The 24799-nt window shown below is 70.6% G+C and carries 25 protein-coding genes and 1 pseudogene; 9 read left to right on the top strand and 17 right to left on the bottom strand.

The window, feature by feature from the left end; translation table 11 throughout:
• Positions 1-236: 236 nt before the first annotated feature.
• Positions 237-440, top strand: a complete 204-nt coding sequence (locus tag ACFYZZ_RS39975) for a cold-shock protein (RefSeq protein WP_003992177.1) — start codon at positions 237-239, stop codon at positions 438-440.
• 92 nt (positions 441-532) lie between these two features.
• Here ACFYZZ_RS39975 and ACFYZZ_RS39970 read toward each other — a convergent pair whose 3' ends face one another.
• Positions 533-1108 carry a helix-turn-helix domain-containing protein gene (locus ACFYZZ_RS39970; RefSeq protein ID WP_389187360.1) on the bottom strand — a complete coding sequence of 192 codons (576 nt, stop codon included), beginning with the start codon at positions 1106-1108 and terminating at the stop codon, positions 533-535.
• Between the two features lie 68 nt (positions 1109-1176).
• On the opposite strand from ACFYZZ_RS39970, the gene ACFYZZ_RS39965 reads away from it, so the two are divergent.
• From ACFYZZ_RS39965 to ACFYZZ_RS39950, 4 genes are all read left to right on the top strand, one after another.
• Entirely contained in the window at positions 1177-1908 is a 732-nt protein-coding gene (locus tag ACFYZZ_RS39965; RefSeq protein WP_389187357.1) for an AzlC family ABC transporter permease, read from the top strand.
• Positions 1905-2219, top strand: a complete 315-nt coding sequence (locus ACFYZZ_RS39960; RefSeq protein ID WP_389187354.1) for an AzlD domain-containing protein — start codon at positions 1905-1907, stop codon at positions 2217-2219. Before ACFYZZ_RS39965 ends, ACFYZZ_RS39960 begins: the two co-directional genes overlap by 4 nt.
• Before the next feature lie 54 nt (positions 2220-2273).
• Complete coding sequence (locus ACFYZZ_RS39955; protein ID WP_389187351.1) at positions 2274-2924, top strand: class I SAM-dependent DNA methyltransferase; 651 nt, start codon at positions 2274-2276, stop codon at positions 2922-2924.
• Between the two features lie 162 nt (positions 2925-3086).
• Positions 3087-3290 (top strand): hypothetical protein, encoded by a 204-nt coding sequence (locus tag ACFYZZ_RS39950; RefSeq protein ID WP_389187348.1) that lies wholly within the window; start codon positions 3087-3089, stop codon positions 3288-3290.
• A 111-nt stretch (positions 3291-3401) separates the two neighbouring features.
• Here ACFYZZ_RS39950 and ACFYZZ_RS39945 read toward each other — a convergent pair whose 3' ends face one another.
• The 5 genes from ACFYZZ_RS39945 to ACFYZZ_RS39925 form a co-directional block, all read right to left on the bottom strand.
• A complete protein-coding gene (locus tag ACFYZZ_RS39945) occupies positions 3402-6419 on the bottom strand; it encodes a BTAD domain-containing putative transcriptional regulator (RefSeq protein ID WP_389187346.1) in 3018 nt (1005 codons plus the stop codon).
• 168 nt (positions 6420-6587) lie between these two features.
• Positions 6588-7382 (bottom strand): BTAD domain-containing putative transcriptional regulator, encoded by a 795-nt coding sequence (locus ACFYZZ_RS39940; RefSeq protein ID WP_389187343.1) that lies wholly within the window; start codon positions 7380-7382, stop codon positions 6588-6590.
• A 112-nt stretch (positions 7383-7494) separates the two neighbouring features.
• Complete coding sequence (locus ACFYZZ_RS39935; protein ID WP_389187340.1) at positions 7495-8313, bottom strand: hypothetical protein; 819 nt, start codon at positions 8311-8313, stop codon at positions 7495-7497.
• Positions 8314-8519: 206 nt separating this feature from the next.
• Positions 8520-9464: a LysR family transcriptional regulator gene (locus ACFYZZ_RS39930; RefSeq protein ID WP_389187337.1), complete on the bottom strand. Its 945-nt coding sequence runs from the start codon at positions 9462-9464 to the stop codon at positions 8520-8522.
• A 169-nt stretch (positions 9465-9633) separates the two neighbouring features.
• Positions 9634-11592, bottom strand: a complete 1959-nt coding sequence (locus ACFYZZ_RS39925; protein ID WP_389187334.1) for an AMP-dependent synthetase/ligase — start codon at positions 11590-11592, stop codon at positions 9634-9636.
• 292 nt (positions 11593-11884) lie between these two features.
• On the opposite strand from ACFYZZ_RS39925, the gene ACFYZZ_RS39920 reads away from it, so the two are divergent.
• A complete protein-coding gene (locus ACFYZZ_RS39920) occupies positions 11885-12745 on the top strand; it encodes a MaoC family dehydratase (protein ID WP_389187332.1) in 861 nt (286 codons plus the stop codon).
• Positions 12746-12944: 199 nt separating this feature from the next.
• Here ACFYZZ_RS39920 and ACFYZZ_RS39915 read toward each other — a convergent pair whose 3' ends face one another.
• Positions 12945-13589, bottom strand: a complete 645-nt coding sequence (locus tag ACFYZZ_RS39915) for a TetR/AcrR family transcriptional regulator (protein WP_386577086.1) — start codon at positions 13587-13589, stop codon at positions 12945-12947.
• Between the two features lie 28 nt (positions 13590-13617).
• Positions 13618-15624 (bottom strand): transposase, encoded by a 2007-nt coding sequence (locus ACFYZZ_RS39910; protein WP_389187329.1) that lies wholly within the window; start codon positions 15622-15624, stop codon positions 13618-13620.
• 339 nt (positions 15625-15963) lie between these two features.
• On the opposite strand from ACFYZZ_RS39910, the gene ACFYZZ_RS39905 reads away from it, so the two are divergent.
• On the top strand, positions 15964-16521 hold the full coding sequence (locus ACFYZZ_RS39905) for a GNAT family N-acetyltransferase (protein WP_386577084.1): 558 nt from the start codon (positions 15964-15966) through the stop codon (positions 16519-16521).
• Positions 16522-16587: 66 nt separating this feature from the next.
• On the opposite strand, the gene ACFYZZ_RS39900 is transcribed toward ACFYZZ_RS39905, so the two are convergent.
• The 8 genes from ACFYZZ_RS39900 to ACFYZZ_RS39865 form a co-directional block, all read right to left on the bottom strand.
• Positions 16588-16896 (bottom strand): DUF4229 domain-containing protein, encoded by a 309-nt coding sequence (locus tag ACFYZZ_RS39900; protein WP_389187326.1) that lies wholly within the window; start codon positions 16894-16896, stop codon positions 16588-16590.
• Between the two features lie 75 nt (positions 16897-16971).
• Positions 16972-17496, bottom strand: a complete 525-nt coding sequence (locus ACFYZZ_RS39895; protein WP_386577082.1) for a GNAT family N-acetyltransferase — start codon at positions 17494-17496, stop codon at positions 16972-16974.
• Positions 17497-17500: 4 nt separating this feature from the next.
• Positions 17501-18664, bottom strand: a complete 1164-nt coding sequence (gene mqnE / locus ACFYZZ_RS39890) for an aminofutalosine synthase MqnE (RefSeq protein ID WP_389187322.1) — start codon at positions 18662-18664, stop codon at positions 17501-17503.
• Between the two features lie 41 nt (positions 18665-18705).
• Entirely contained in the window at positions 18706-19161 is a 456-nt protein-coding gene (locus ACFYZZ_RS39885; RefSeq protein ID WP_066995366.1) for an Lrp/AsnC family transcriptional regulator, read from the bottom strand.
• A 70-nt stretch (positions 19162-19231) separates the two neighbouring features.
• A complete protein-coding gene (locus ACFYZZ_RS39880; protein WP_389187318.1) occupies positions 19232-19906 on the bottom strand; it encodes a UbiX family flavin prenyltransferase in 675 nt (224 codons plus the stop codon).
• Positions 19907-19937: 31 nt separating this feature from the next.
• On the bottom strand, positions 19938-20216 hold the full coding sequence (locus ACFYZZ_RS39875) for a Uma2 family endonuclease (RefSeq protein WP_389187621.1): 279 nt from the start codon (positions 20214-20216) through the stop codon (positions 19938-19940).
• An 84-nt stretch (positions 20217-20300) separates the two neighbouring features.
• A complete protein-coding gene (gene mqnP, locus ACFYZZ_RS39870; RefSeq protein ID WP_389187315.1) occupies positions 20301-21203 on the bottom strand; it encodes a menaquinone biosynthesis prenyltransferase MqnP in 903 nt (300 codons plus the stop codon).
• The gene (locus ACFYZZ_RS39865; protein WP_389187312.1) at positions 21200-22651 is read right to left on the bottom strand and encodes a menaquinone biosynthesis decarboxylase; all 1452 of its coding nucleotides are present in this window, start codon (positions 22649-22651) and stop codon (positions 21200-21202) included. Before ACFYZZ_RS39865 ends, mqnP begins: the two co-directional genes overlap by 4 nt.
• Before the next feature lie 76 nt (positions 22652-22727).
• On the opposite strand from ACFYZZ_RS39865, the pseudogene ACFYZZ_RS39860 reads away from it, so the two are divergent.
• A pseudogene (locus tag ACFYZZ_RS39860) lies at positions 22728-23033 on the top strand (PLD nuclease N-terminal domain-containing protein); the annotation flags it as partial.
• A 6-nt stretch (positions 23034-23039) separates the two neighbouring features.
• Positions 23040-23921, top strand: a complete 882-nt coding sequence (locus tag ACFYZZ_RS39855; RefSeq protein WP_389187309.1) for a LysR family transcriptional regulator — start codon at positions 23040-23042, stop codon at positions 23919-23921.
• Here ACFYZZ_RS39855 and ACFYZZ_RS39850 read toward each other — a convergent pair.
• Positions 23818-24765 (bottom strand): DMT family transporter, encoded by a 948-nt coding sequence (locus ACFYZZ_RS39850; protein WP_389187306.1) that lies wholly within the window; start codon positions 24763-24765, stop codon positions 23818-23820. The genes ACFYZZ_RS39855 and ACFYZZ_RS39850 overlap by 104 nt on opposite strands.
• Positions 24766-24799 lie beyond the last annotated feature (34 nt).

The raw sequence follows: 24799 nt of genomic DNA, 5'->3' as shown, positions 1-24799 counted from the left end.
CAACCCACCCGCCCGACGGTTCAAACATTCGGGTGACGTGATCTTGACCCCTATTGCTTTCGGCTGCCCGCGTGCTAGGCTCGCCGCAAGTTGCAGTTTGGTTTCCCTTGCAGTACAGAGCCTGCGGAGCATGTGACCGCGGGCTCTCGTCGTTTTCAGACGAATGCGTTGTGCAGCACAGTTTCGCACTTGCAGGTTCTGGAGCAGGGCAACCCTTTTGAGCCCAAGGAGGGCTTATGGCTACCGGAACCGTGAAGTGGTTCAACGCCGAAAAGGGCTTTGGCTTCATCGCCCAGGAGGGCGGCGGCCCCGACGTCTTCGTTCACTACTCCGCGATCAACGCCTCCGGCTTCCGCTCCCTCGAGGAGAACCAGCAGGTGAGCTTCGACGTGACGCAGGGTCCGAAGGGTCCGCAGGCGGAGAACGTCACCCCCGTCTGATCTCTGCCTGATCGCAGAACCTGAGTGCAGTACCCAAGGAGCCCCGCGCCGCAAGGCAACGGGGCTCCTGCCTTTCCCCGTTCATTTCCGGTTCACATGTGCTGCATGATCAGTACGAACTTCGTCCCGCTGGTGAGCGCTTCGTAAGCGTGCGGCACATCACCCCGGTAGGACATGTAGTCCCCGGGCGCCAGTTCGACCGTCTCCCCGCGCGGCCCGGCCTTGACGCCTCCCTCTGTGACCACGATGTGCTCCGTGGTCCCGGGAATGTGCGGTTCGGAATCCCGTACGGTCCCGGGCTCCAGCCAGACGTAATAGATATCCCTGCGCGCGCCCGGCGGGCTCGCCGACAACAGCGTCGCCAGATAGCTGGACTGCTCGGAGTGCACGGCGGGTCCCGCGCCGGCCCGGATCACCTGGACCGCGGGCGTGGGCGGCTCAACGAGGGCACTGAAGGGCACCCCGAGGGCCACGGCCAGCGCCCAGATCGTCTCCATGCTCGGATTCCCGCTCGCCGCCTCCAGCTGGGACAGCGTGGACTTCGCGATCCCGGCGCGCTTGGCCAGCTCGGACAGGGACAGCCCGGTGCGGGTGCGCTCGCGCCTGAGGGACGCGGCGATCCACTCCATCGGGAGCCGGGCGGGCGGCCCGGACGGTGCCTCGGACATGTCGTTCGCTCCATCGGTACGATCGTTCGCCTTGACGGACAGGGCGTTCGCTGTTCATTGTAGAAAACATGCGTTCGCTTCTCCGAACACGCTCACTCCGCCCAAGCTCACTCCGCCGAACACGTCCCGGCGCACCGGAGACCGGCTCGCTGGTCCGGGACAGCTCCCTGGTCTGGCTGGCCGGCGGCATCGTCGGCGTCTCCTTCGGCGCGGTCTCCGTCGCGGGCGGGCTGCCGGTGTGGGTCCCGGTGCTGATGTCTCTGGTGGTGTACGCGGGATCGGCCCAGTTCAGCGCCGTCGGGGTGCTCCTCGCCGGGGGCGGCCCGCTGGCCGCCGCGGCCACCGGTCTGCTGCTCAACACGCGTACGGCCGCATTCAGCCTGGCGGTGGCCGAGACCCTTGGTACCGGTCGCGCGACCCGTTTCCTCGGCGCGCATCTCGTCACCGACGAGACGGTCGCCTTCGCCCTCGCCCAGCCCGACCCGCGGCGGCGGCGCCGGGCGTTCTGGATCTCCGGGCTCGGCCTGTTCGCCGCGTGGAACACCGGCGTGCTGGCGGGGGCCCTCGCCGGCCGCGCCCTGGGCGACACCGCCCGCTTCGGCCTCGACGCGGCCTTCCCCGCCGTCCTGGTGGCCCTGGTCCTGCCGACCCTGCGCGCCGACGCGGCGGTACGGCGCTGCGCCCTGCCCGGCGCCGCCCTGGCCCTGGCCGCGACGCCCGCGGTACCGGCAGGGGTGCCGGTGCTGCTCGCACTGGCCGGGCTGTTCCTGCACCGCCGCCCCGCCGGGGCCGCCGTATGAACGCCACGGTCGCCCTGATCCTGGCCCTGGCCGTCGGCACGTACGCCTTCCGCCTGGTGGGCCCGCTGCTGCACGGCCGGGTGACGGTCCCGGCCCGGGTACAGGAGCTGGCGTCGGCGGGCGCGATCGTCCTGCTCGTCGCCCTGCTGGCCACGGGCGCCCTGACCGAGAGCGGCGGCTTCGCGGGCTGGGCCCGCCCGGCCGGGGTGCTGGTCGGAGGCGTCCTGGCCTGGCGCAGGGCGCCGTTCGCGGTGGTGGTCCTGGGCGCGGCGGCGACGGCGGCGCTGCTGCGGCTGGCGGGGGTGGCGTAGGCCGGGGCTGCAGCAAGCCCCGACTGTCAGTGCCCCTGGCTACGGTCCCTCCCCATGACCGACTCCCACGACTTCCTCGCCGCCACCCGCACGTTCTACGACACCGTCGCCGAGGACTACGCCGAGCAGTTCCGGGACGCGTACGCGGGCAGGCCCCTCGACCGGGCTCTGCTCGCCGCGTACGCCGAACTCGTCGGCTCCGGCGGGCCGGTGGCGGACCTCGGCTGCGGCCCCGGGCTGGTCACCGCGCACCTCGCCGCCCTCGGCCTGGACGTCTTCGGGCTCGACCTGTCCGAGTCCATGCTCGCGATCGCCCGCCGCGAGAACCCCGGGCTGCGCTTCGAGCAGGGCTCCATGCTGGACCTCCCCCTCGCCGACGGCACGCTGGCCGGTGTCGTCGCCTGGTACTCGACGATCCACACGCCGGTGGACGAACTCCCCGCCCTGTTCGCCGAGCTCCACCGCGTCCTGTCTCCCGGCGGCCACCTGCTGCTCGCCTTCCAGGCCGGGGAGCACACCCGCCGCCACGACCGCCCCTGGGGCCATCCGGTGGCGCTGGACTTCCACCGGCGCCGCCCCGAGCACCTGGCGGAACTGCTCACGGACGCCGGTTTCGCGCTCGGCTCCCGCACGGTCCGCGAAGCCGACACCGCCCTCGGCGAACCGGTCCCCCAGGCCTTCCTGTTCGCCCGGAAGCCGGCCTAGACAGGTCCTGGGCGCGGTTGAAACCAGGAGTACCGGGAGCCCGCCCCGTGCCGGGAACCGCCGGGGACGGCATGGGGATCGCTCGCCCCGAGCATCGGTTGCGGCGTCGGGGAGAGGCCCGGCGACCGGATCACGATCCGTCTCTTCCTGGGGGATAAACCAATGCGCTCCATCGCACTGCGTACGAAGACGGTTCTGACCGCGCTCACCGGGGCCGGCGTCCTGGCACTCGGCACCACTGCGGCCGTTTCGGCGCCGGGTGTGCAGGACGCGCTGGTGCATATCGCCTCCGGTCCGACCGGCCACCAGGCGCAGTCCGGACCGACCCTGGCGGACGAGCGCCCGCCCGGCCTCGTCCAGCACTGACCGCCTTCGCGAACCGCGCAGCATCGACGGCACCGGCCGGGCTCACGCCCCGTCGGTGCCGTTCTTCATGCGAGCCGCCCCGGTGAGTTCCGCCGTCCACAGGGCGGTTGACTAGAGACGCCGCCCCGCCTCTGTCACTCGCATCGCGTCGTACAGCCCCTCCGCCGCGACCCGATGCCGACGCGCCGTCGGTTCGTCGCCCAGCGCCTGCGCCGCCTCCGCCATGCCGTGCAGGGCGCGGGCGGTTTCGAACCGATAGCCCAGGCGAGAGGCCAAATCGTGGGCATGACGATGCAGTTCCATCGCCTGCTCGGGTGCGTCGCTGCGCAGATGGACCAGGCCCACCACGTTCGCCACGGTCGCCTGGCGCAGGGCCGTACCCTCGGCGGAGACCAGGTCCAAGGCGCGCTCCGCGTGTTCGGCGGCCGAGCGCATGTCGCCGAGGCGCTGACAGACCCGCGCCCACTGGGCGAGGACGACGGCTACGTTCGCGGGTTTCCGGGACTCGTCGCACAGTTCGAGAGCTTGGGCGAGGCACGCCCTCGCCCGCTCGTCCTCGCCAGTGCCCAGATGGGCCAGCGCCAGCCAGGTCAGTGAGGAGATCTCGTTGCTGCGCTCGCCCAGGCGCCGGTTCAGCTCGGTGGCCTGGGCCGCGCACCGGGCCGCCTCGGCATACCGGCCCGTCCAGGTCTCCACCGTGCTGAGGTTGGCCAGCGCCACGGCCTCGGCCCGAGGCGAGCCCAACTCCCGGTGCAGAGCAATGCCTTGGTTCAGGTACATGCGTGCATCGTCGAAGTTTCCTATCGCACCGTGCAGCATGCCAAGCACGTCGATGCACATCGCCTCGCCCCGGCGATCGTCGATGACGGCCAACTCCAGGGCCTCCTGGGCGGTGGTGATCCCATCCTGAAAGTCGCCGAACCACCAGTGAGCCACGGCCAGGTTGCCCAGGCAGACGCCGAGCAGCGTCGGATCGCCGAGCTGTCGGCAGGCATCGACGCCGATGCGACCGACCACCCGGTACTCCTCGTAGTGGCCCCGCAGGTCCAGATAGAAGAGCACGTTGCGGGCGAGCAGCGCGGCGGAGCGGTACAGGCCCTGGGCGCCGGCCTGCGCGACGACCGCGAGCAACGCCTCGTGTTCCCTGTCGAACCAGCGCAGCGCCCGCTCGTCCCCGTCCAGCCGGGGCAGTTCGGACAGGTCCCGCTCGGGCGGCTCGCCGAAGCGCTCGCGGCCGGGAAAGAGCACCTCGCAGGCCCGGTCCGTGGCCAGCATGTAGTACGCCACCAGCCGCTCGACCGCGCTCTCCTCGTCGTCCTCCGCCTCCCGCACACTCATCGCATACGTTCGCACCAGATCATGGAAGCCGTACAGCCCCGCCTCGTGCTGTTCCAGCAGATGCGCGTCGAGCAGGTGCTCCAGGACGTCCTCGGCGTCGTGGACGTCGGTGCCGAGCAGCGCCGCGGCCGAGTGGACGTCGATCGCGCTGCCGGGGTGCAGGCCGAGCAGCCGGAACGCGACGCGCCGGTCCTCCTCCATCGCCTGGTACGACAGCCGGAGCGTGGCCTCGACGCTGCGTTCCCCGGCGCTCATCTCGCGCAGCCGCCGGGTCTCGTCGGCGAGCCGGTCGACCAGGTACTGGACGGTCCAGCGGGGGCGGTTGCGCAGCCGGGCGGTGGTGATGCGCAGGGCGAGGGGCAGGCCGCAGCACAGCCGGGCGAGCTGGTCGACGGCCTGGGGTTCGGCGGCGGTGCGGTCGGCGCCGAGCATCCGGGTGAGCAGGGTGGTGCTGTCGTCGGCCGAGAGCAGGCCGAGCGGGAGCCACTCGGCGCCGTCGAGTTCGAGCATGCGCACCCGGCCGGTGAGGATGGCCAGGCAGTCCTCGGAGGTGGGCAGCAGCGGCCGTACCTGGGCGGCGTCGGCGGCGTTGTCGAGGAGGAGCAGCAGCTTCCGCTGGGCGGAAACGGTTCTCCACAAGGTGGTGCGCCGCTCCAGGTCGTCCGGTATCCGGTCGTCCGGGATGCCGACGGTGCGCAGCAGGGAGTGCAGGACCGCGCCCGGCTCCTGCGCCTTCTCACCGGGGCTGAATCCGCGCAGGTCGACGAAGAGCTGCCCGTCGGGGTAGTCCGGCGCGAGCAGGTGGGCGGCGTGCACGGCCAGGGTGGTCTTGCCGCTGCCGCCCATGCCGTCCACGCCGACGATCCGGGCGCACCCGCCGGCCGGGGCCCGGCCCACTTCCAGCAGCCGGGCCAGCTCCTCGTCGCGGCCGGTGAAGTCCGGCAGGTCGTAGGGCAGGGTGCAGGGCGCGGGCTCGGATCCGGACGGACGGTCGAGGGGGGCCGGTACGAGGTGGGCCGCGCGGTCGGCCACGGACTGCGGCACCCGGGGCGCCACCTCTGGGCTGTCGCGCAGAATGGCTTCGTACAGCCTTGTCAGTTCGGCGCCCGGGTCGATGCCCAGCTCCTCGACGAGCAGTTCGCGCACCCGGCCGAACTCCTCCAGCGCCTCGGCCTGCCGGCCGCCCCGGTACAGGGCGAGCATCAGCTGGCCGCGCAGGGTCTCCCGCAGCGGGTGTGCGGTCACCAACTCGCGTAGAGGGCCGATGAGTTCGGCAGACTGGCCGAGTTCCAGCTGTAGTTCGAAGTACTGCTCGGCGACGGCCATGTGCCGTTCCTCGAGCGCGGCGGAGGCCGCGGAGATCACCGAACCGCCCGTTCCGGCCATGACCGGGCCCCGCCACAGGTCCAGACAGGCCCGCAGATGCCCGACGGCCTCGGCGGGCTGCCCGGCGGCCACCGCCTGCCGGGCCTCGGCCGAGCGGCGGCCGAACTCGTGCAGGTCGAGCTGCTCCTCGCCGAGGACGGCCCGGTATCCGGCGCCGTCGGTGACGATCAGCCCGGCGCCGCCAGGGATCCGGGTGCGCAGCGCCGCGACGGCCTTGCGGATCTGGTGGCCGGCGGTCTGCGGCGGCTCGTCGTCCCAGGCTGCGGCGACCAGCCGGGGCACCGGCACCATGCGCCCCGGCTCCAGTAAGAGCGTGACCAGAACGCGTTCCTGGGTCGGGCTGCCGAGTCTCAGCCGGCGGTCGCCGTGCCAGCCCTCCAACGGGCCGAGGATGTTGAAGCGCACGACAGGCCGAGCGGATACCGCCGACTCCACGAACCCGTCCCCCCCGCCCCATCGCGTTGCCCGGCCCGAGATGTTCGGGACAATCCTAGTTTGCACCCGAACAGGCAACGCTGGAAGGCGACTTCACGTTAGCGTGCGACGCGTCTCGGCCGAGCCAAAGCTAACCCTTTATGCAAGTTGAAGAAGAGAGGATCGCACATCACCGGCCAAAGCCGGGTCATGGCAGAGAATCGCCCTCTCCACCTGACGCAGGGCCGGGGAGGGCTGGATGCCGAGTTCGTCGTCGAGATGGCGGCGCATCCGGCGGAAGACGTCGAGGGCGTCGGCCTGCCGCCCCGAGCCGTACAGGGCGATCATCAGCTGCTCGCAGAAGCGCTCCCGCAAAGGATGGTTGGTGTGCGCCTCGGTCAGCTCCGCGAGCACGGCGGCATGCCGGCCCAGCCGCAGCTCGGCGTCGAAGCGCAGCTCCATGGCCCGCATCCGGTACTCCTCGTAGCGGGCACCGGCCAGCTGGCACAGCGTCCCGCCGGCGAACCCGCCGAAGACGGGGCCGCGCCACTGCGCAAGGGCGCCGCCGAGCAGCCGCGCGGTGCGCTCCGCGTCCTGCGGGGACGCCGACTCGGCCTGCCGTACCGTGCGCACGAACTCCGCGGCGTCCAGCTCGCCCTCGGTCACCAGGAGCCGGTAGCCGGAGGGGTGGATGGTCACCCGGGATCCGGACCGGCCGGGCTCCAGGCTGCGCAGTCTGCGGCGCAGCCGGCTGACATGGGCCTGGAGGGCGTTGGCCTGGTTGTCGGGGACGGCGTCCCCCCACAGCTCCTCGACCAGGCTCTCCCCGGACACCGACTGACCCTCGCTGATCAGCAGGGTCTGCACCAGGGTGCGCTGCAGGTCGCCGGAGATCTCCGCCGGGCCGGACACGGTACGGATCTGCAGTGCCCCAAGGATCGAGAACTTCAGCATCCTGACTCCGCCTCCCGTTGATGTCGCTGGCGTCGTCGTCCTTCTTCCGGCGACGTATCGACAGTGCGGTCGGCCCGTACCGGATCGTTCCCGATCCGTTCCCGGTCGCCGGTCAGCCGCCGTCGCCGACGACCAGGGCGGTGAGGGAGGCGACCCGGCGGGCGGCCAGCTCGGGCGATTCGGCGTGCACGACGAGGTGTCCGGGGCGCAGCGCCTCGGGCGGCGAGACGTGCCGGACGTGCGGCAGTATCCCGACCTCGGTGGTCTGCAGCCGCCACGGCGGGCTCAGCAGGGCCGCGGCCGCGAACCGGGTCGGCCGCACCGCGTCGACCAGCTGACCGGCCAGCACCTCGATGGCGCCGGCCGCCAGGTCGAACCCGCCGGCCACCTTGACCAGTTCGGGCACCGGGTCGTCCCCGAGTCCCGCCCGGCAGCCGGTGATCACCGGCCCGCGCGGGGTGAGGGCGACGCTGATGTGGGCCGGCCCGTACTGGTACCCGGTCAGGTCCAGCAGGGCGGTCACCACCGCGCGCACCTCGGCTGCGGTGTCGTCGGTGAGCGGGGCGGGGTGGAGCAGGCCGTAGGGGGTGCGGGCGGTGATCCCGACGGCCTGGTGCATGCCGTGCACGCTCAGCGTCTCCACGGTCAGCCGCAGATCGCCGGGCGCGACCTCGGTGCCGCCCGGGGAAAGCCGGTTGTCGCGGACCAGGCGCTGTACGGCCGCCGGGTCCGAGAGCACCCTGAGGGCGCGGGCCGGGTTGACGCACAGCCCGGCCTCGGCGGCCTCCGCGAGCGGTGCGCGCAGGGCCGCCTCGTCCGTTGCGTCGACCCGGATGGAGCGCACTTGGACACCCGCGTGCGTGGCCTCGCGGACGAGGCGCTGGTCAGGGTTCAGCAGGAAGATCCGGCGGACGTCGTTGTCTTCTTTCATGCCTCTGCTCGTGGTGACGGAGTCGGCGAGGGTGGAAAGGCAGGCTACGAACGGGCGTTACCGATCCGATCCCGGCCCGTTCCCGAGGTGGTGCGTGGGCCCAAGACGCTCACTTCTTCTGTGTAATTGACCAGTTGACGACACACCAGGGAAACGCGTGCATCCCTCCTACGCTACCCGCTCCTCGGCACCTGCCGGGGGCGGATTCACGGCAAAGGCAGAACAGCCGGTTTACCGCGCTGTCCGGCCGTTTCAGGCACAGCCGGTGCGCCGCAGCGCTCGACGACCGTGTCCGCGAAGGCCCTTGCGGGCGGGCTGAGCGCGTCCCAGCGGCGGACCGCCCAGCCGACCGGCAGCGGCCGCAGACCCGGCAGCGGCACGAGCCGGAGCGCGCCCTCGCCGGGCACCGGCAGCCCCGGTACGGCCGGGACGACAGCCCGTCCCACCCCCAGCTCGGCCAGCAGCAGCGCGGTGTCCCAGTCGGCGACGCTGGTGTCGTGGCCGAGCCGGACGCCCCACTGGGCGCAGGCGTCCTCCAGATGGGCGGCGGAGGCGGAATTCGGCGGCAGCCGGATGAGCCGTACGTCGGCCAGATCGGCCGGATCCAGGCGGGTGCGCGTGGCCAGCGGGTCGTCGGCGGGGACGGCGAGCACCCAGGGCAGCTCCACCACGGCGCGCTGCTCGATGCCGCGCACCGGGGGGCCGAGGGTGATCCAGGCCAGGTCCAGGGTGCCGTCGGTGAGCGCGTCGAAGCTGCCGCGGCCGGAACTGACCGTTCGGAACTCCAGGTTGACCTGTGGATGGCGGCGCCGGAAGGTGACGACGGCGTCGGACATGAAGTGCCGGACGGTGGTGGCGCCGGTGGCCACACGGACGTGTCCGCTGTGCCCGTCGAGCAGGTCGCGCAGCTGCCGTACCGCCAGGTCGAGGCCCGAGATCCCTTCGGCCGCCGCCGCTTCGAGGATCCGGCCGGCCCGGGTGGGCACGACCCCGCGCGGCTGCCGCTCCAGGAGGGCCACTTGGGTCTCCCGCTCCAGCCGCTTGACGTGCTGGCTGACGGCGGACTGGGTGCAGCCCAGCTCCCGTGCGACGGCGCTGAGGCTCCCGGCCCGGCACACCGCCACGAACACACGAAGGTCGTCGAGGGTCACAACACCCAAGCTAACACTGGGGTTTACGGAGAAAACCTTAGGATTGACTGGCTCCGGCGGCCGTACGAGGATCGATGCCGGGCCGCGACCGACCCAGGCGGCAACCCGCTCCACGCTCCTCGCCGAGTCCGGACCGAGGCGGGGCCGGCGGGAGCGGGTGCCGACCGTTTCAGCGGGTGTAGAGGCTGTCCACCTCGGCCGCGAAGTCCTGCATGATCTGCTGCCGACGCAGCTTCATCGAGGGGGTCAGATGGCCCGCCGCCTCGGTGAAGTCCACGGGCAGCACGGTGAACCTGCGGATCGACTCGGGCCGGGACACCAGCTTGTTGGCCTCGTCCAGCGCCCGCTGCAGGACGACCTCCAGCTCCGGGTCGCCGACCAGGAGTTCCGGCGGCACCGGGTGCTTGCCGTTCATCTGGCGCCAGTGCGTGATGCCGTCGGGGTCCAGGGTGATGAGGGCGGCGACGTAGGGGCGGGCGTCGCCGACGAGCATGCACTGGGAGATCAGCGGGTGCTGGCGCAGCCAGTTCTCCAGCGGCGCCGGTGCCACCGACTTGCCACCGGCCGTGATCAGCAGCTCCTTCTTGCGGCCGGTGATGGTCAGATAGCCCTCGTCGTCCAGCTCGCCGAGGTCGCCGGTGGGCAGCCAGCCGTCCCGGGTCGCGGGGACGACTCCGCCCGCCTGTGGGTCCCAGTAGCCGCGCAGGACGTGGTCGCCCGCGATCAGGATCTCGCCGTCCGCCGCGATCCGCACCCGAGTGCCGGGCAGCGGCCAGCCGACCGTGCCCAGGCGGGGCTTGAGCGGTGGGGTCACCGTCGAGGCGCCGGTGGTCTCGGTGAGGCCGTAGCCCTCGAAGATCTCGATGCCGGCCCCGGCGTAGAAGGCGGCCAGGCGGCGGCCGAGCGGTGAGCCGCCGCAGATGGCGTACCTGACCTTGCCGCCCATGGCGTTGCGGATGCGCCGGTAGACGAGCGGGTCGTAGAAGGAACGGGCCGTCTTCAGGGTCCGGCCCGGGCCGCCGCCGGTGCCGGTCTGGCGGGCCTCCAGCGCCTCCCCATAGCGCACGGCCACTGCGGACGCGCGGTCGAAGGTGGTCACCCGGCCGCCCGTCTCCGCCTTGGCCCGCGCGGAGTTGTAGATCTTCTCCAGCATGTACGGGATGGTCAGCAGACAGGTCGGCCGGAAGGCGGCCAGGTCCGGCAGCAGGTCCTCGGCCTTCAGGCTGGGCGCGTGCCCGAGCCGTACCCGGGCCCGGACGCAGGCGATCGCCACCATCCGCCCGAAGACGTGGGACATCGGCAGGAACAGCAGCACCGACACCTCCTCACCCGACTTCGCCTTGAAGATCGGGTAGAGGAGTTCGATGGCGTTGTCGACCTCGGCGAAGAAGTTGCCGTGCGAGAGGGCGCAGCCCTTGGGCCGGCCGGTGGTGCCGGACGTGTAGATGAGCGTGGCGAGCGTGTCGGGCCCCAGCATCCCTCTGCGGACGCCCACTTCGCCGTCCGGCACCTGGTCGCCCAGCTCCGCCAGCCGCTCCACGTGCCCCTTCTCGATCACCCACAGGTGCCGCAGGTCCGGTATGCGCTCCAGTTCGGGGGCGATGGCCGCGGCCTGGCCTGCGCTCTCCGTGACCAGGGCCTTCGCGCCGGAGTCGTGCAGGATCCAGCGGGTCTGGAAGACGGAGGAGGTGGGGTAGACGGGGACGGTGACCAGGCCGGCCGACCAGGCGGCGAAGTCGAGCAGCGTCCACTCGTACGTGGTGCGGGCCATGACGGCGATCCGGTCGCCCGGCACCAGCCCCTCCGCGATCAGCCCCTTCGCCACCGCGAGCACCTGCCCGGCGAACTCCGCCGCGGTCACGTCCGTCCAGCCGCCGTCGGCGAGCCTACGGCTGAGCACGATCGCGCCGGGGGCCGCCTCGGCGTTGTCGAACGGCAGGTCCGCGAGCGAGCCGTGCTTCACCGGCGACGCGAAAGGAGGGACATACGCCTCCCGTACAGCACCGTCCAGCCGCCGGGTCTCGGGCTCCACGAGGACCGGGAGGCCGTCGTAGTCGGTGGCGTGGACTACGTGATCAGTGGACACGGGCGGCTCCTGGGGCGTGCAGCGGCGAACTGCTTGCTGCATGACGTACGTACCTCTTGCGGCGAGGCGTTCACCGGCGGCCCATAAACAGGGGTTACCGCCAGTTAGGCAGGTGATCGTACGAGGCCCCTGTGGGGGACTCGTGCGGGTTCGGGGGTGGTCCGGAGCCGGGGGTGTGCAGCGTCGGGGGTTACGTGAGGAGGCGTCAACTTCCCTGCCCGCCCGCTACCACCCGGGACACGTCTCGACCTCCCCCCTCACCCATGACATAGACTTACCACCGGTAACCTTACTCCAGAGTAAGGACTTCGGACCGAGTCGCGCGGAGTTGGACATGGCCGACCGCCGCCTGAGCTTCACTTTGCCCGCCGCACCCGCACTGCCTCCGCTGCTGGCCCGGGGCGCCCTGCGCTCCCCCTTCAAGCGCCCGTCCCCGGAAGCGGACTTCCCGCGCACCCGCCTGGTGCTGCCCGGCCTGCGCGTCGACCTGGCCCGGCTGGCCGCCTACGAGCGGGTGTGCGGTTTCGCGACCGGCTCGGCCGACGGCACGGACGCGCTGCCCGTCACCTATCCGCACGTCCTGGGCTTCCCGCTGGCCATGCGCCTGATGAGCGGCCGGGACTTCCCGCTGCCGCTGCTCGGCCTGGTCCACACCTCGATCGAGATCGTCCGCCGCACCGCCCTGCCGGCCACCCGCGAGTACGAACTCGCCGTCCACATCGAGGGGTTGACCCCGCACCGGCGCGGCACGCAGGCCACGGTGGTCACCGAGCTGGCGGCCGGCGGGGACGCCGTGTGGGAGTCGCGGAGCACCTACCTCGCCCGGCACCGGACGCCCGGCCGGCCCGACGGATCCCGGGACGAGCACCCGGCCCCGCTGCCCGTCCTGGCCGAATGGCGGCTCGCCGGGGACGTCGGCCGCCGCTACGGCGCCGCCTCAGGTGACCGCAACCCCATCCACCTGCACCCCCTCACCGCCCGCGTCTTCGGCTTCCCCCGGGCCATCGCGCACGGCATGTGGACGGTCGCCCGCAGCCTGGCCGCCCACGGCACGAGCGGCTCCACCGCGGTCCGGGCCGAGTTCCGGGCGCCGGTACTGCTGCCGGGGACGGTGAGGTACGGCGCGGACGGCGAGGGCCGTTTCGAGCTGCGGAGTGCGGGGGGCCGACTGCATCTGACCGGGGAGGTGAGCTAGGCGCGGTACGGGTGTATCGCCGTTGCCGGGTGCGGGTGGTGCGTGGCTGATCGCGCCCACGCGGCGGAGCCGCACATCGGTACAGCCCCGCGCCCCTCAGGTAGGCAAGCTGCAGCTTGCCTACCTGAGGGGCGCGGGGAACTGCGCGAACAACCCCCATGCACCCGCACCCGGCAACGGCGATACACCTGTACGGCGCCTAGCCCTGCGGCGGAACCCAGGGACGCCCCCGCATCAGGTTGCCCAAGCCCGCCCAGGCGAAGTTCATCAGGGTGGACGCGGCCTGCCTGGCGGTGACGCCGTCCGTGGCGTTCGCCCAGGCCGCGAGGGACTCGGCGGCGCCGACCAGGGCCTCGGCCAGGCCCGCGACCTCGCGCTCGGGGAGGTCGGGGTCCTGGTGGGCCGCACGGGCCGCCTCCGCGATCAGCTGGGTCACGAACGCGACGATCTCCTCGCGCATCGCGCTGACCTCGGCGGCGAAGCTCTCGCCGTGGGTGCGGGCCTGGAGGTGCAGCACGGACCAGCCGTCGGGGTGCTCGGCGGTGTGCGCGAAGAACGCCTGGAGTCCGTCCCACAGCTGGCGGTCGGCGGGCAGCCCCGCACGGACCCCGGCGCGGACGGCCTGGGTGAGGGCACCGGCCTCGCGGCGGATGCAGGCGGTGAAGAGGTCTTCCTTCGAGTTCAGGTACAGGTAGACCAGCGGCTTGGACACGCCGGCAAGCTCGGCTATCTCGTCCATCGAGGCGGCCATGTAGCCGCGTTGGCCGAAGATCCGCACGGCGGCATCGAGCATCTGCTGCTCCCGAACCGCCCTCGGCATCCGTTTGGTCTTCACGGCACCCATAGGGCAAGCCTAAGACTTGATCCGCGCTTCACCAGAAGGTGAGCTGGGGACTGCACGCGGGGCGGTACCCGGGCTTTCCGGTGTGGTCACGCACGGGGCGTGTCTCATCCGGGGTTGCTCGGAGTCGCTTCCCGACGGTTCGGTGAGCAGAGGTCCCGCGCTGACGCGGAACTGCCACGCGACCGGCACCCCGAGGGGCGCTCTGGCACGGTGTGGTTGACTCACGCAGGGCTTCTTCCAGCCCTTCAGAGAAGATGATCTGTGCGTGCCGCGACCGGGCGCTGTCCAGCCGGGCAGTGCTGGGATCGTCCGGGCCGGTCAGATCCACGAAGGCGGCCAGCGCCGCGGACACGAGATCACGCTTGCCAATCAGGCCGCACGCGATGCACTTGTGTTCCCGGTCCCGCAGGGACTTGGTGACGCGTTCACCACAGAGACAGTGCTGGGACAGGGCTGTTGACCAGGTGGAGGCCCGCACGAGCCTTCCACCGGCGGCCTTGCATTCGATCTCCAGGGCAGAGATCAGCATGCCGGGCGTGGTCTGAGAGAGGCGCTTGCCCCATAGCCGGTACCAGGTGCGGATGTCGCAGTCCTCCACCGTGAGGTGGGGGCCGTGGACGGCGATGATGTCGCGGGCTACGGCGCGGGCGCGGTGACGCCGGTACTCGGCAGCGGTGGCTGCGGCTTCGGTCTGGCGGGCGCGCAGCTCCTGGTAGCCGTTGGACAGCCGGTCGCGGCGGAATGCCTGCTTCGGCACCCCGTTAGACCGGGCGTCGCGGGCACCACCCGGCACTGTCACCGTCTTGGGCTTGAGGCCCTTGGCGGCCCGGCGCTCGGCGCGTTTGACCTGCCGCTTGGAAAGGCCGTACTGGGCGGCGTTGGTGGCCCGGCGGGAGCGCTCCAGCGCCCGCGCACGACCCCGCCGCTTATTCGCCTCCTTCTCCAGCCGCACCCGTTCCTCCTCGGTCAACACGATTTCGGAGGACTTCGGACACCCGTCGGCGGGGTCCAGGGAGGCAGGGAAGGACACAATCGACAGGTTGGATACGTTGCCATCCACGCCGCCGATCCGGTCCAGCTCGGCGGCCGTCCGGCGCATCTCCCGCACGGTCGGGGAGACGTATCCGGGGCCCAGGATCATCAGGTGCGCCTCGTACGACCAGCCGCCCGGCGCGGATGCCTTCCGGCGGCGTACAAGGTCCACCTTGTGCCAGCGTCCCGGATCGCTGAGGAAGTACTCCACGCGTGCGTACTGCTTCGGCCCCTGGGGGACGCGGACGGGGAGTACCAGGTCACCCCGACTGGAGTTGGAGCCTCCGGCAAAGACGACGGCGAGCGGACCCGTGTGGTCCCACCAGGTGGCCTTACGCGTGACCGGCTTGGCCGAGACGGTGAACTTGCCCGTGGGCACCCGGCCGGTCGGTGCGGTCGGCTTGGGCATCCGGTGCGGCTGCATCAACTCGTACCGGCCGCCGGAGGCGTAGGCCAAGGCGTGGCCCTGGAGGGTACCGACGAGACGGAAGGTCTCCCACTTGTTCGCGGTGGTGTGGGAGCGGGCGCGCCCGGGGATGCGGGTGAAGTCGTGCCATCGGCCCACTTTCGGGCGCCCGAGCCGACGCCCCGAGTTGTCTGCGAACAGGTGGCGGGAGACACCGTTCCACACCTCGTCAGCCATGTGCATGACCAGGGCCTTGGTGGCGTGGTGCTTGAGGTGGCCTGCGTCCTCCAAGTGCCGGTAGGCGCAGCGCTCCAGTGCCTCCCGGGACAGGCCGAGGCGCTGTCTTACGGCCTTGGCGCCGTCGTGGTCTCGTTCGTGTTTGGCGGCCCAGTAGGCATCGACCTTGGCGCGGGCGTCGCGTTGGACGGCCCGCTTGATCGACCACATCGACCCGAACAGCTTCTCCAGCCGGTCCAGGTCGGCGGGGTCAGTGACGGCCAGCGGCAGCACCATCACCGACACGGTCTCGTCGTCGGGCTTGGTCCACTTCGGAGCCCTGTTCTTCCCCCGAAACCGCCGCGTCTGGTCAGCCTGCATGACTGACACCCCCTCCAGACGCAACAGCCAGACTGCGCGGCGCCACGCTCCCGATCGCGGCGCCGTCACCCGATCAACGACACCACGATGAAAGGGTCACGCATTCGAGCCCCGCATCGCCGTACGGACACTCATCGCGACCTCGGCAGCAACGACATCCTCTGCCGGGGAAAGGACCAGCCAAGAGGACTCGCCTGATGGGACATATGACCCGCGTCGGCCCAAGCTCTGAGCCGCCAGCCTGAACGCCCGTACCCTCAAGCGCTGGACCGGCCTGACCTTCTGTCTCAGGGGCGGCAAGCCTGGAACTCTCCGGGCGGCAGCGTGATCAAATAGGGGATGACATCGTTCTGGACCGGCAAACGGGTACGCCTGCGCGGTATCGAGCCCGACGACTGGGCGGCGTTCATGCGCTTCACCGCAGACGAGGAGCGGTTGGGAGACCTACTGCAGCCGCCTCGTTCTGCCGAGGGCTACCGCGTCTGGGCGAGAGAGCAAGCCGGTGCCCAGCCCGGCGGTGACTGCTTCCAGTTGGCAGTCGAGGCCGTCGACACGGGAGAAATAGTCGGCACTGTCGGCTCGCATCTCGCTGATCCTCGTGCCGGCTGGTTCGAGTACGGCGTCACCATCGGTGCTGACCACTGGCGCAAGGGCTACGCGGTAGAAGCCGTCGTGCTGTTGCTGCGCTTCATGTTCGCCGAGCGGCGCTATCACAGGTGCCAGGCGCGGATCTTCGCCCACAACGAGGCATCGCTGTCACTCCACCGTCGGCTCGGATTCACCGAGGAGGGCCGCCTCCGCGATCACGTGTTCTTCGCCGGCCGACACCATGATCTCGTCATGATGGGCATGCTCGCTGACGAGTTCACCCAACTGCACTCGATGAGCAGACTGTGAACTGGTCTGAAGGCGGCCCTCGTCTGAGGTGGGCACGAAACCACCGAACCGGATGGACGAGAAGCCTCAGTTGGGCGCGGCTGCCCCGCCCTGCGTCCGTGCGGAGTCGTCCGACACGTCCTCCTGGCTGCGGTTGGCGTCCAGGTTGGCCTTCATCCGGTCGACCCGGTTCACGATCTGCACGGAGGCCCGGTCCCGCTCCTTGCGCAGCACCACGAAGCTGATCGGCGCCGAGAGCACCAGCGCGAGCAGCATGACCCACAGGAAGTTGGAGTCGCCGAAGCCGCGCGGGAAGATCCCGGAGTAGACGGCTCCCCAGACGACCACGAAGCAGCCGGCGAAGATGCCGAGGCGCATCAGCGTGTAGCGGAGCATCTCAATCCACTCTTCCGATTCCAAACAGGGGCACCGTCCAGTGAAGCACGGTGCGGACCCGATCTTGCAGCGGGGTCAGGGCAGCGGCAGCAGCATGAAGATGTCGTCCCGGTCGTCGTCGGGCGCGACCCGGATCGCGCCGGGTATCCGGCCGACCTCCTTGTAGCCGCAGGAGCCGTAGAACCGCTCCAGGCCGAGGCCGCCCCGGCAGGTGAGCCGGATGGCCTCGATGCCGTCGAGGCCGCGGGCGGCGTCGGCGGCGGCCTCCAGGAGGTCGCGGCCGTAGCCCTTGCCCTGGTGCCTGGGGTGGACCATCACCGTGTACAGCCACACCCAGTGCCGCATCAGCCGGTGCGTGTTGTACGTGAGGAACGCGGTCGCCACGACCGCGCCCGTCCCGTCCCGGCCCACCAGCAGCCGGGTGCGGCCCTCGGCCATCGCGACGAGGTGCCTGACCAGCTCGGGGCGTATCTCGTCCACGGTCACCGGCGGCACGAAGCCGACCGAGCCGCCCGCGTTCGACACGTCCGCCCACAGCGTGAGCACCTCGTCCCTGAGGGCGCGCGAGACCGGCGGGTCCAGCTCGAACGACAGCGTCACCGGCTCACACCCGCATGGGCTGCGGCGACTCGCGGCGCAGCGGGTCCGGGCCGTCGTACTCGCGGATGATCTCGTACCGCGTGTTGCGCTCCACCGGACGGAAACCGGCGTCGCGGATCAGGTCCAGCAGGTCCTCGCGGGTCAGCTTGTTCGGGGTGCCGTAGTTGTCCGCGTCGTGCGTGATCTTGTACTCGACCACCGAGCCGTCCATGTCGTCGGCGCCGTGCTGGAGGGCGAGCTGGGCGGTCTGGACGCCGTGCATGACCCAGAACACCTTGACGTGCGGCACGTTGTCGAAGAGGAGACGGGAGACGGCGAAGGTCTTCAGGGCCTCGGCGCCGGTCGCCATCTGGGTGCGCGCCTGCAGCCGGTTGCGTACCTTGCCGTCCTTCATGTCCACGAAGTCGTGCTGGTAGCGCAGCGGGATGAAGACCTGGAAGCCGTTCGTCTCGTCCTGCAGCTCACGCAGGCGCAGGACGTGGTCGACCCGGTGGCGGGGCTCCTCGATGTGCCCGTACAGCATGGTGCACGGGGTCTTCAGACCCTTCTCGTGCGCCAGGCGGTGGATGCGGGACCAGTCCTCCCAGTGGGTCCTGTGGTCCACGATGTGCCGGCGGACCTCCCAGTCGAAGATCTCCGCGCCGCCGCCGGTGAGGGACTCCAGACCGGCGTCGATCAGCTCGTCGAGGATCTCGGAGGCGGACAGCCCGGAGATGGTCTCGAAGTGGTGAATCTCGGTCGCCGTGAACGCCTTCAGCGAGACGTTCGGCAGGGCGGCCTTCAGCTCCCGCAGCGAGCGCGGGTAGTAGCGCCACGGCAGGTTCGGGTGCAGGCCGTTGACGATGTGCAGCTCGGTGAGGTTCTCCGACTCCATCGCCTTGGCGAGCTTGACGGCCTCCTCGATGCGCATCGTGTACGCGTCCTTCTCGCCCGGCTTGCGCTGGAACGAGCAGTAGGCGCAGGAGGCCGTGCACACGTTGGTCATGTTGAGGTGCCGGTTGACGTTGAAGTGCACGACGTCGCCGTTCTTGCGCGTCCGCACCTCGTGGGCCAGGCCGCCGAGCCAGGCCAGGTCGTCCGACTCGTACAGCGCGATGCCGTCCTCGCGAGTCAGCCGCTCACCGGAGCGGACCTTCTCCTCCAGCTCGCGCTTGAGCCCGACGTCCATGCCAACACGCCCTTTCTACGACAGCCCGACCAACGGTATCCCTACACCTCTTCGGGAAGTTCCCCGACCCGGTTCTCCCACTTCGTGGACAGCACGATCGTGGTACGGGTGCGGGAGACGCCCTTGGTCCCGCTGAGCCGCCGGATGATCCTCTCCAGCCCGTCCACGTCGGCCGCCCGCACCTTGAGCATGTAGGAGTCGTCGCCGGCGATGAACCAGCAGTCCTCGATCTCGGGGAGTTCCTTCAGCCGCTGGGCCACGTCCTCGTGGTCGGCGGCGTCGGACAGCGAGATGCCGATCAGGGCGGTCACGCCGAGGCCGAGGGAGGCCGCGTTCACGGTGGCGCGGTAACCGGTGATGACACCGGCCGCCTCCAGCCGGTTGATGCGGTCGGTGACGCTGGGTCCCGACAGGCCGACGAGGCGTCCCAGCTCCGCGTAGGAGGCCCGGCCGTTCTCCCTCAGGGCCTGGATGAGCTGCCTGTCCACCGCGTCCATGCGATCGAAGCCTTCCCCTGGAAATGTTCTGAACGTTCTGAAGTGATGAGAGGTACTGCGACTTGCTCGACTACCGGACCGCTGAGCCGCCGCCCAGTTCGCCCTTCCAGCGCCGGTACAGACCGTGCTCGACGCCCGCGGAGTCCAGCACCCGCCCGGCGACGAAGTCCACCAGATCCTGGATGTGGGTCGCGCCCGCGTAGAAGGCGGGCGAGGCCGGCACCACGCTCGCCCCCGCGTCGTCGAGTGCGACCAGGTGCCGCAGGGTCTGACCGTTCAAGGGGGTCTCCCGTACGGCCACCACCAGCGGCCGGCGCTCCTTCAGTGTGACGCTGGCCGTGCGCTGCAGCAGATCCTTGGACAGCCCGAGGGCGACACCGGCGACACAGGCGGTCGAGGCGGGCACGATGAGCATCCCCTTCGCCGGGTACGACCCCGAGGACGGCCCGGCCGCGAGATCCCCCGCGCTCCAGTACCGCACCGCGCTGACGTCCACGTCGAAGGTCCCGGGCTTGCCGTCGGCGCCCCGGGCCAGCCATTCCCGCAGGTCCTCCTGCCAGTGCGCGTCCCGGAACGAGATACCCGTCTCGTCCAGCAGCGTCAGCCGCGAGGCCCGGCTGACCACCAGGTCGACGGCCTCCCCGGCGTCCAGCAGAGCCCGCAGCACGGCAGCCGCATACGGCGTCCCGGAAGCTCCGGACACCCCCACGATCCAAGGCGCGCGCTGCGTTTCTCCTGCGTTCACACCTTGAGCGTACCGGCGGGTCGGGGCGCGCTCAGGCCGGGTGGGGCGCCTTGGGGTCGACGGGGAGACGGGAGGTGGGCACGGTGAGCTTGCCGAGGGGTGAGACGACGGTCAGTTCGGGGCCGTAGGAGATGGTGTCGCGACCCAGATAGTCGTCGGGAGCGGGGTTCCACATGGTCACGACGTGGCCCCTGAGCGGGTCGAGGACGAGGTAGTTGGCAATTCCCCGGGAGGCGTACCAGCGGGGTTTCACCTCGTAGTCCCGTCGGATGCTTTCCGGGGAGACCACCTCGAGGACCAGCTTGATCAGGTCCGGCGAGTACGCGACCGCGTTCTTGGTCGCCTCGGCCTCCGGGCAAGCTGTGCGTGCAGGCGATCCACGGCCCCACCGTACTCAGACGGTCAGACCCCGAACCAGGAGATCCAGCAGGGCACACACGAACAGGGCAATCCCGATGAACCCGTTGACGCTGAAGAACGCCCTGTTCAGGCGGGAAAGGTCATGCGGTCGGACAATCCGGTGCTCGTACACGAACGCGCCCGCGACGATCACCAGGCCCAGCCAGAAGAAGGCGCCCGCGTGCGTCGTCAGGGCGTACCAGACGAACAACCCCGTCGTCACGGCGTGACAGACCCGTGCGCCCCAGACCGCCGCCGGGATGCCGAAGCGGGCCGGGACCGACATGACGCCGATCTCGCGGTCGGTCTCGACGTCCTGGCAGGCGTAGATCAGGTCGAAGCCGCCGATCCAGATGCCGACGGCGAGGCCCAGGATCACCGCGTCCCAGGACCACTCGCCGGTGATCGCGAGCCAGCCGCCGACCGGGCCCATCGCCTGGGCGAGGCCGAGGATGGCCTGCGGGAAGTTCGTGAAGCGTTTCCCGTACGGGTAGACCACCATCGGGATCACCGCGATGGGGGCCAGGGCCAGGCAGAGCGGGTTCAGCAGGGCCGCCGCGCCCAGGAAGACCACCAGGGCGATCAGGGCGCCGGTCCAGGCGTGCTTCACCGACATCGCGCCGGTCACGAGTTCGCGGTGGGCCGTCCGGGGGTTCCGGGCGTCGATCTCGCGGTCGATGATCCGGTTGACCGCCATGGCGAAGGTGCGCAGGCCGACCATGCAGACGGTGACGAGGAGGAGCCGTCCCCAGTGGATGTTCTCGTCCCACTGGTACATCGCGGTCAGGGCGGCGATGTAGGCGAAGGGGAGCGCGAAGACCGAGTGCTCGATCATCACCAGGCGCAGGAACGCCTTGGTGCGTCCCGGCTGCGGGAGTGCCGCGGAGGCGCTGCTCACAGGCCGTACTCCTTCCAGCGGCGGTCCACCAGGGCCGCCGTATCCGGGTCGGACTCCACCATGTCCGGCCATCCGCCGTCGCGCGTGTAGCCCTCCTCGGGCCACTTCTTCGTCGCGTCGATGCCCGCCTTGCCGCCCCAGAACTGCTGGTAGGAGGCGTGGTCGAGGTGGTCGACGGGGCCTTCCGCGACGGTCAGGTCGCGGGCGTAGTCCGTGTTGCCGAGGGCCCGCCAGGCAACCTCATGCAGGTCGTGCACGTCGCAGTCGGAGTCGACGACCACGATCAGCTTGGTGAGGGACATCATGTGGGCCCCCCAGATCGCATGCATGACCTTCTGCGCGTGCTTCGGGTACTTCTTGTCGATCGAGACGATCGCGCAGTTGTGGAAGCCGCCGGCCTCGGGCAGGTGGTAGTCCACGATGTCCGGGACGATGATCTTCAGCAGGGGCAGGAAGAAGCGTTCCGTGGCGCGGCCGAGCGGGCCGTCCTCCGTGGGGGGCCGGCCCACCACGATGGACTGGAGCAGCGGGCGCTTCCGCATCGTCACGCAGTCGATCTTCAGCGCCGGGAACGGCTCCTGCGGCGTGTAGAAGCCGGTGTGGTCGCCGAAGGGGCCCTCCGGGAGCATCTCGCCGGGCTCCAGCCAGCCCTCCAGGACGACCTCGGCGTTCGCGGGGACCTGGAGCGGGACCGTCTTGCAGTCGACCATCTCGATGCGCTTGCCGGCGATGAACCCCGCGAAGAGGTACTCGTCGATGTCGCCGGGAAGGGGCGCGGTGGAGGCGTAGGTGACGGCCGGGGGGCAGCCGAAGGCGATCGCCACCGGGAGGCGTTCACCGCGCCGGGCCGCCACCTGGTAGTGGTTCCGGCTGTCCTTGTGGATCTGCCAGTGCATGCCGATGGTGCGCTTGTCGTGCCGCTGGAGGCGGTAGAGCCCGAGGTTGCGGATCCCGGTCTCCGGGTCCTTGGTGTGGGTGAGCCCCAGGTTGAAGAAGGAGCCGCCGTCCTTCGGCCAGGTGAACAGGGCCGGGAGCCGGTCGAGGTCCACGTCGTCGCCGGTGAGGACGACTTCCTGCGCGGGCGCTTCCTTCACCTTCTTCGGCGGCACGTGCGCCATCGCGCCCAGCTTCCCGAACGCCTCGCGCACGCCCACGAACCCGTGCGGCAGCTCGGGCCGCAGCAGCCCGCCGATCTTCTCGGAGATCTCGCCGTACGACTTCAGGCCCAGCGCCTTCAGCAGCCGCCGGTCGGTCCCGAAGACGTTCATCGCGAGGGGCATCGCCGAGCCCTTCACGTTCTCGAAGAGCAGCGCCGGTCCCCCGGACTTCTGCACCCGGTCGACGATCTCCCCGACCTCCAGATACGGGTCGACCTCGGCCTTGATGCGCTTGAGGTCTCCCTCGCGCTCCAGCGCCCTGAGCAGGGAGCGAAGATCGTCGTAAGCCATGTGCCCCAGTATCTGTCACCGGCTAACCTGGGCCCGTCACCGGGGCCCACTCATATCTCGGAAAGAGCGCACACCGATGCTCAGGTATCTGCCGTACCTGCTGGTCCTGGCGTTGTGGATCTACGCCTTCGTGGACTGCCTGAACACCCCCGAGGAGGAGGTGCGCCACCTGCCGAAGGTGGTGTGGGTGATCATCGTCCTGCTCTTCGGCGAGGTCCTGGTGGGCCCGGTCGCCTGGCTGGTCACGGGCAAGGTGCGGCGCGCCCCCGAGACGGGCTCCACTCCGAGCGAGTGGCACCGCAACGCCGCCTCCTCCTGGGTCGCCCCCGACGACAACCCCGAGTTCCTCAAGTCCCTCGACAAGGACGACCCGAAGAGCGACTGACGCATGGAACTCCGACTGCTCGTCACCTTCGAGAAGGTCGCCACGGTCCTGAGCTTCACCCGTGCGGCGGCCGAACTGTCGTACGCGCAGTCCAGCGTGACGAGCCAGATCCGCGCCCTGGAGTCCGACCTGGGCGTGGAGTTGTTCGACCGGCTCGGCAGCCGCATCCGGCTCACCGAGGCGGGCGAGCGGCTGCTGCCCTACGCCCGGCAGATCATCGAGCTTTCCGAGGAGGCCCGGGCGGCCGTCACCGGAGCCGAGGAGCCGTCCGGCACCCTCACCGTCGGCACCATGGAGTCCCTGACCTCCTACCGGCTGCCCCCGCTGCTGGAGTACTTCCACCACCGCCACCCGAAGGTGCGGCTCGCCCTGCGCACCACCATCGGCGACGAGACCCGGCAGGCGCTGCGGCAGGGGACGTACGACGTCGGTTTCCTGATGGAGGAGGGGACCGAGCACCCGGGTCTGGAAAGCGCGGTGCTGGCGGTGGAACCGCTGGCGCTGGTCGCGGCGCCCGGACACCCGCTGGCCGGACGGCCGGTCACGACGGCCGACCTGACCGGGCAGGCCCTGCTGGCCACCGAGCCCGGCTGCGCCTACCGGGACCTGTTCGAGCGGGAGCTGACAGCGCTGAAGCCGGTGGAGTTCATGGAGTTCGGCACGATCGAGGCCACCAAACGCGCGGCGGCGGCCGGCCTCGGGACGGCGCTGCTGCCCGAGGTGACGGTCGCCGCCGAACTCGCGGAGGGCTCGCTGGTACGGCTCGGCTGGGAGCCTCCGTTCACGCTTCGCACGCAGCTGGCGTGGCGGTCCGGGAAGCGGCTTCCGGCTCATGCGCGGCTGTTCGTGGAGCAGGCGCGGCGGCTCGTGGCCGAGCAAGGGTGACCTTCAGGCTCGCCGTCACGATCAGCGGGACGCCCAGCGCCTGGACGAGGCCGATGTGGTGGCCGTACACCGCCCAGTCCATCACCATCGCCACGGCCGGGTAGACGAAGGCGAGTACGGCGATCTTCGCGGTGGGCAGCTCGGCGTAGGCGGCGTACATGAGGACGTACATCACGCCGGTGTGGATGAAGCCGAGCCCGAGCAGCCAGCCCCAGTCCCAGCCGGTTCCGTCCATCGCGCCGAAGTCGGCGAACGGGAGCAGCAGCGGGATGCCGACCAGGACCTGGACGAGGGCGATCAGATGCGGGCGCACGCCGGTGATCCGCTTGGTGACCAGGGTGGACAGGCCGTAGAGGAGGGCGGCGAGCAGCGCCTGGCCAATGCCGGTGAGGTAGGCGCCACCGCCGGTGAAGTCGGCGGGGGTCACGCCGGCGACCAGGATCAGGCCCGCGAAGGCGACGGCGATCCAGCCGACGCGGGCGGCGGTGAGCCGTTCCCGGAAGAGGAGGGCGCCGAGGAGGACCACGTAGAAGGGCTGTGTGTGGTAGACCACGGTGGCCACGGAGATGGACGTGTTCTCGTACGACTGGAACAGCAGCACCCAGTTGAAGACGATGAACACCCCGCCCAGGACGGCGAGTCCGAGGGTGCGCGGGGTGAAGCCGTGGTCGCGCAGCCAGCCGCGTGCGACGACGTAGCCGCCGAGGGCGAGGGCGCCGAACAGGACGCGGAAGAAGACGACATTGAAGGGCGAGGCGCCCGATTCGACGACGAAGACGCCGAGGGTGCCGGACAGCATCATCGCGGTGGTCAGCTGGGCCGTGCCCTTGTGCTCTGAGGTCATGCCGTCGAAGCTACGAGCGGCCGCCGGTGCCGGT

The organism is Streptomyces sp. NPDC001816 (assembly GCF_042892235.1).
In the GTDB taxonomy this organism is placed as follows: Bacteria; Actinomycetota; Actinomycetes; order Streptomycetales; family Streptomycetaceae; genus Streptomyces.
The sequence above is the reverse complement of the archived record's forward strand: the minus strand, read 5'-3'. Positions and strand labels throughout refer to the sequence as shown.

Coding starts and splice junctions, on each gene's coding strand:
- ACFYZZ_RS39975 (WP_003992177.1), top strand. CDS start 237: ATGGCTACCGGAACCGTGAAGTGGTTCAACGCCGAAAAGGGCTTTGGC.
- ACFYZZ_RS39970 (WP_389187360.1), bottom strand. CDS start 1,108: ATGTCCGAGGCACCGTCCGGGCCGCCCGCCCGGCTCCCGATGGAGTGG.
- ACFYZZ_RS39965 (WP_389187357.1), top strand. CDS start 1,177: ATGCGTTCGCTTCTCCGAACACGCTCACTCCGCCCAAGCTCACTCCGC.
- ACFYZZ_RS39960 (WP_389187354.1), top strand. CDS start 1,905: ATGAACGCCACGGTCGCCCTGATCCTGGCCCTGGCCGTCGGCACGTAC.
- ACFYZZ_RS39955 (WP_389187351.1), top strand. CDS start 2,274: ATGACCGACTCCCACGACTTCCTCGCCGCCACCCGCACGTTCTACGAC.
- ACFYZZ_RS39950 (WP_389187348.1), top strand. CDS start 3,087: ATGCGCTCCATCGCACTGCGTACGAAGACGGTTCTGACCGCGCTCACC.
- ACFYZZ_RS39940 (WP_389187343.1), bottom strand. CDS start 7,382: ATGCTGAAGTTCTCGATCCTTGGGGCACTGCAGATCCGTACCGTGTCC.
- ACFYZZ_RS39935 (WP_389187340.1), bottom strand. CDS start 8,313: ATGAAAGAAGACAACGACGTCCGCCGGATCTTCCTGCTGAACCCTGAC.
- ACFYZZ_RS39925 (WP_389187334.1), bottom strand. CDS start 11,592: ATGCAGCAAGCAGTTCGCCGCTGCACGCCCCAGGAGCCGCCCGTGTCC.
- ACFYZZ_RS39920 (WP_389187332.1), top strand. CDS start 11,885: ATGGCCGACCGCCGCCTGAGCTTCACTTTGCCCGCCGCACCCGCACTG.
- ACFYZZ_RS39915 (WP_386577086.1), bottom strand. CDS start 13,589: ATGGGTGCCGTGAAGACCAAACGGATGCCGAGGGCGGTTCGGGAGCAG.
- ACFYZZ_RS39910 (WP_389187329.1), bottom strand. CDS start 15,624: ATGCAGGCTGACCAGACGCGGCGGTTTCGGGGGAAGAACAGGGCTCCG.
- ACFYZZ_RS39905 (WP_386577084.1), top strand. CDS start 15,964: ATGACATCGTTCTGGACCGGCAAACGGGTACGCCTGCGCGGTATCGAG.
- ACFYZZ_RS39900 (WP_389187326.1), bottom strand. CDS start 16,896: ATGCTCCGCTACACGCTGATGCGCCTCGGCATCTTCGCCGGCTGCTTC.
- mqnE (WP_389187322.1), bottom strand. CDS start 18,664: ATGGACGTCGGGCTCAAGCGCGAGCTGGAGGAGAAGGTCCGCTCCGGT.
- ACFYZZ_RS39885 (WP_066995366.1), bottom strand. CDS start 19,161: ATGGACGCGGTGGACAGGCAGCTCATCCAGGCCCTGAGGGAGAACGGC.
- ACFYZZ_RS39865 (WP_389187312.1), bottom strand. CDS start 22,651: ATGGCTTACGACGATCTTCGCTCCCTGCTCAGGGCGCTGGAGCGCGAG.
- ACFYZZ_RS39855 (WP_389187309.1), top strand. CDS start 23,040: ATGGAACTCCGACTGCTCGTCACCTTCGAGAAGGTCGCCACGGTCCTG.
- ACFYZZ_RS39850 (WP_389187306.1), bottom strand. CDS start 24,765: ATGACCTCAGAGCACAAGGGCACGGCCCAGCTGACCACCGCGATGATG.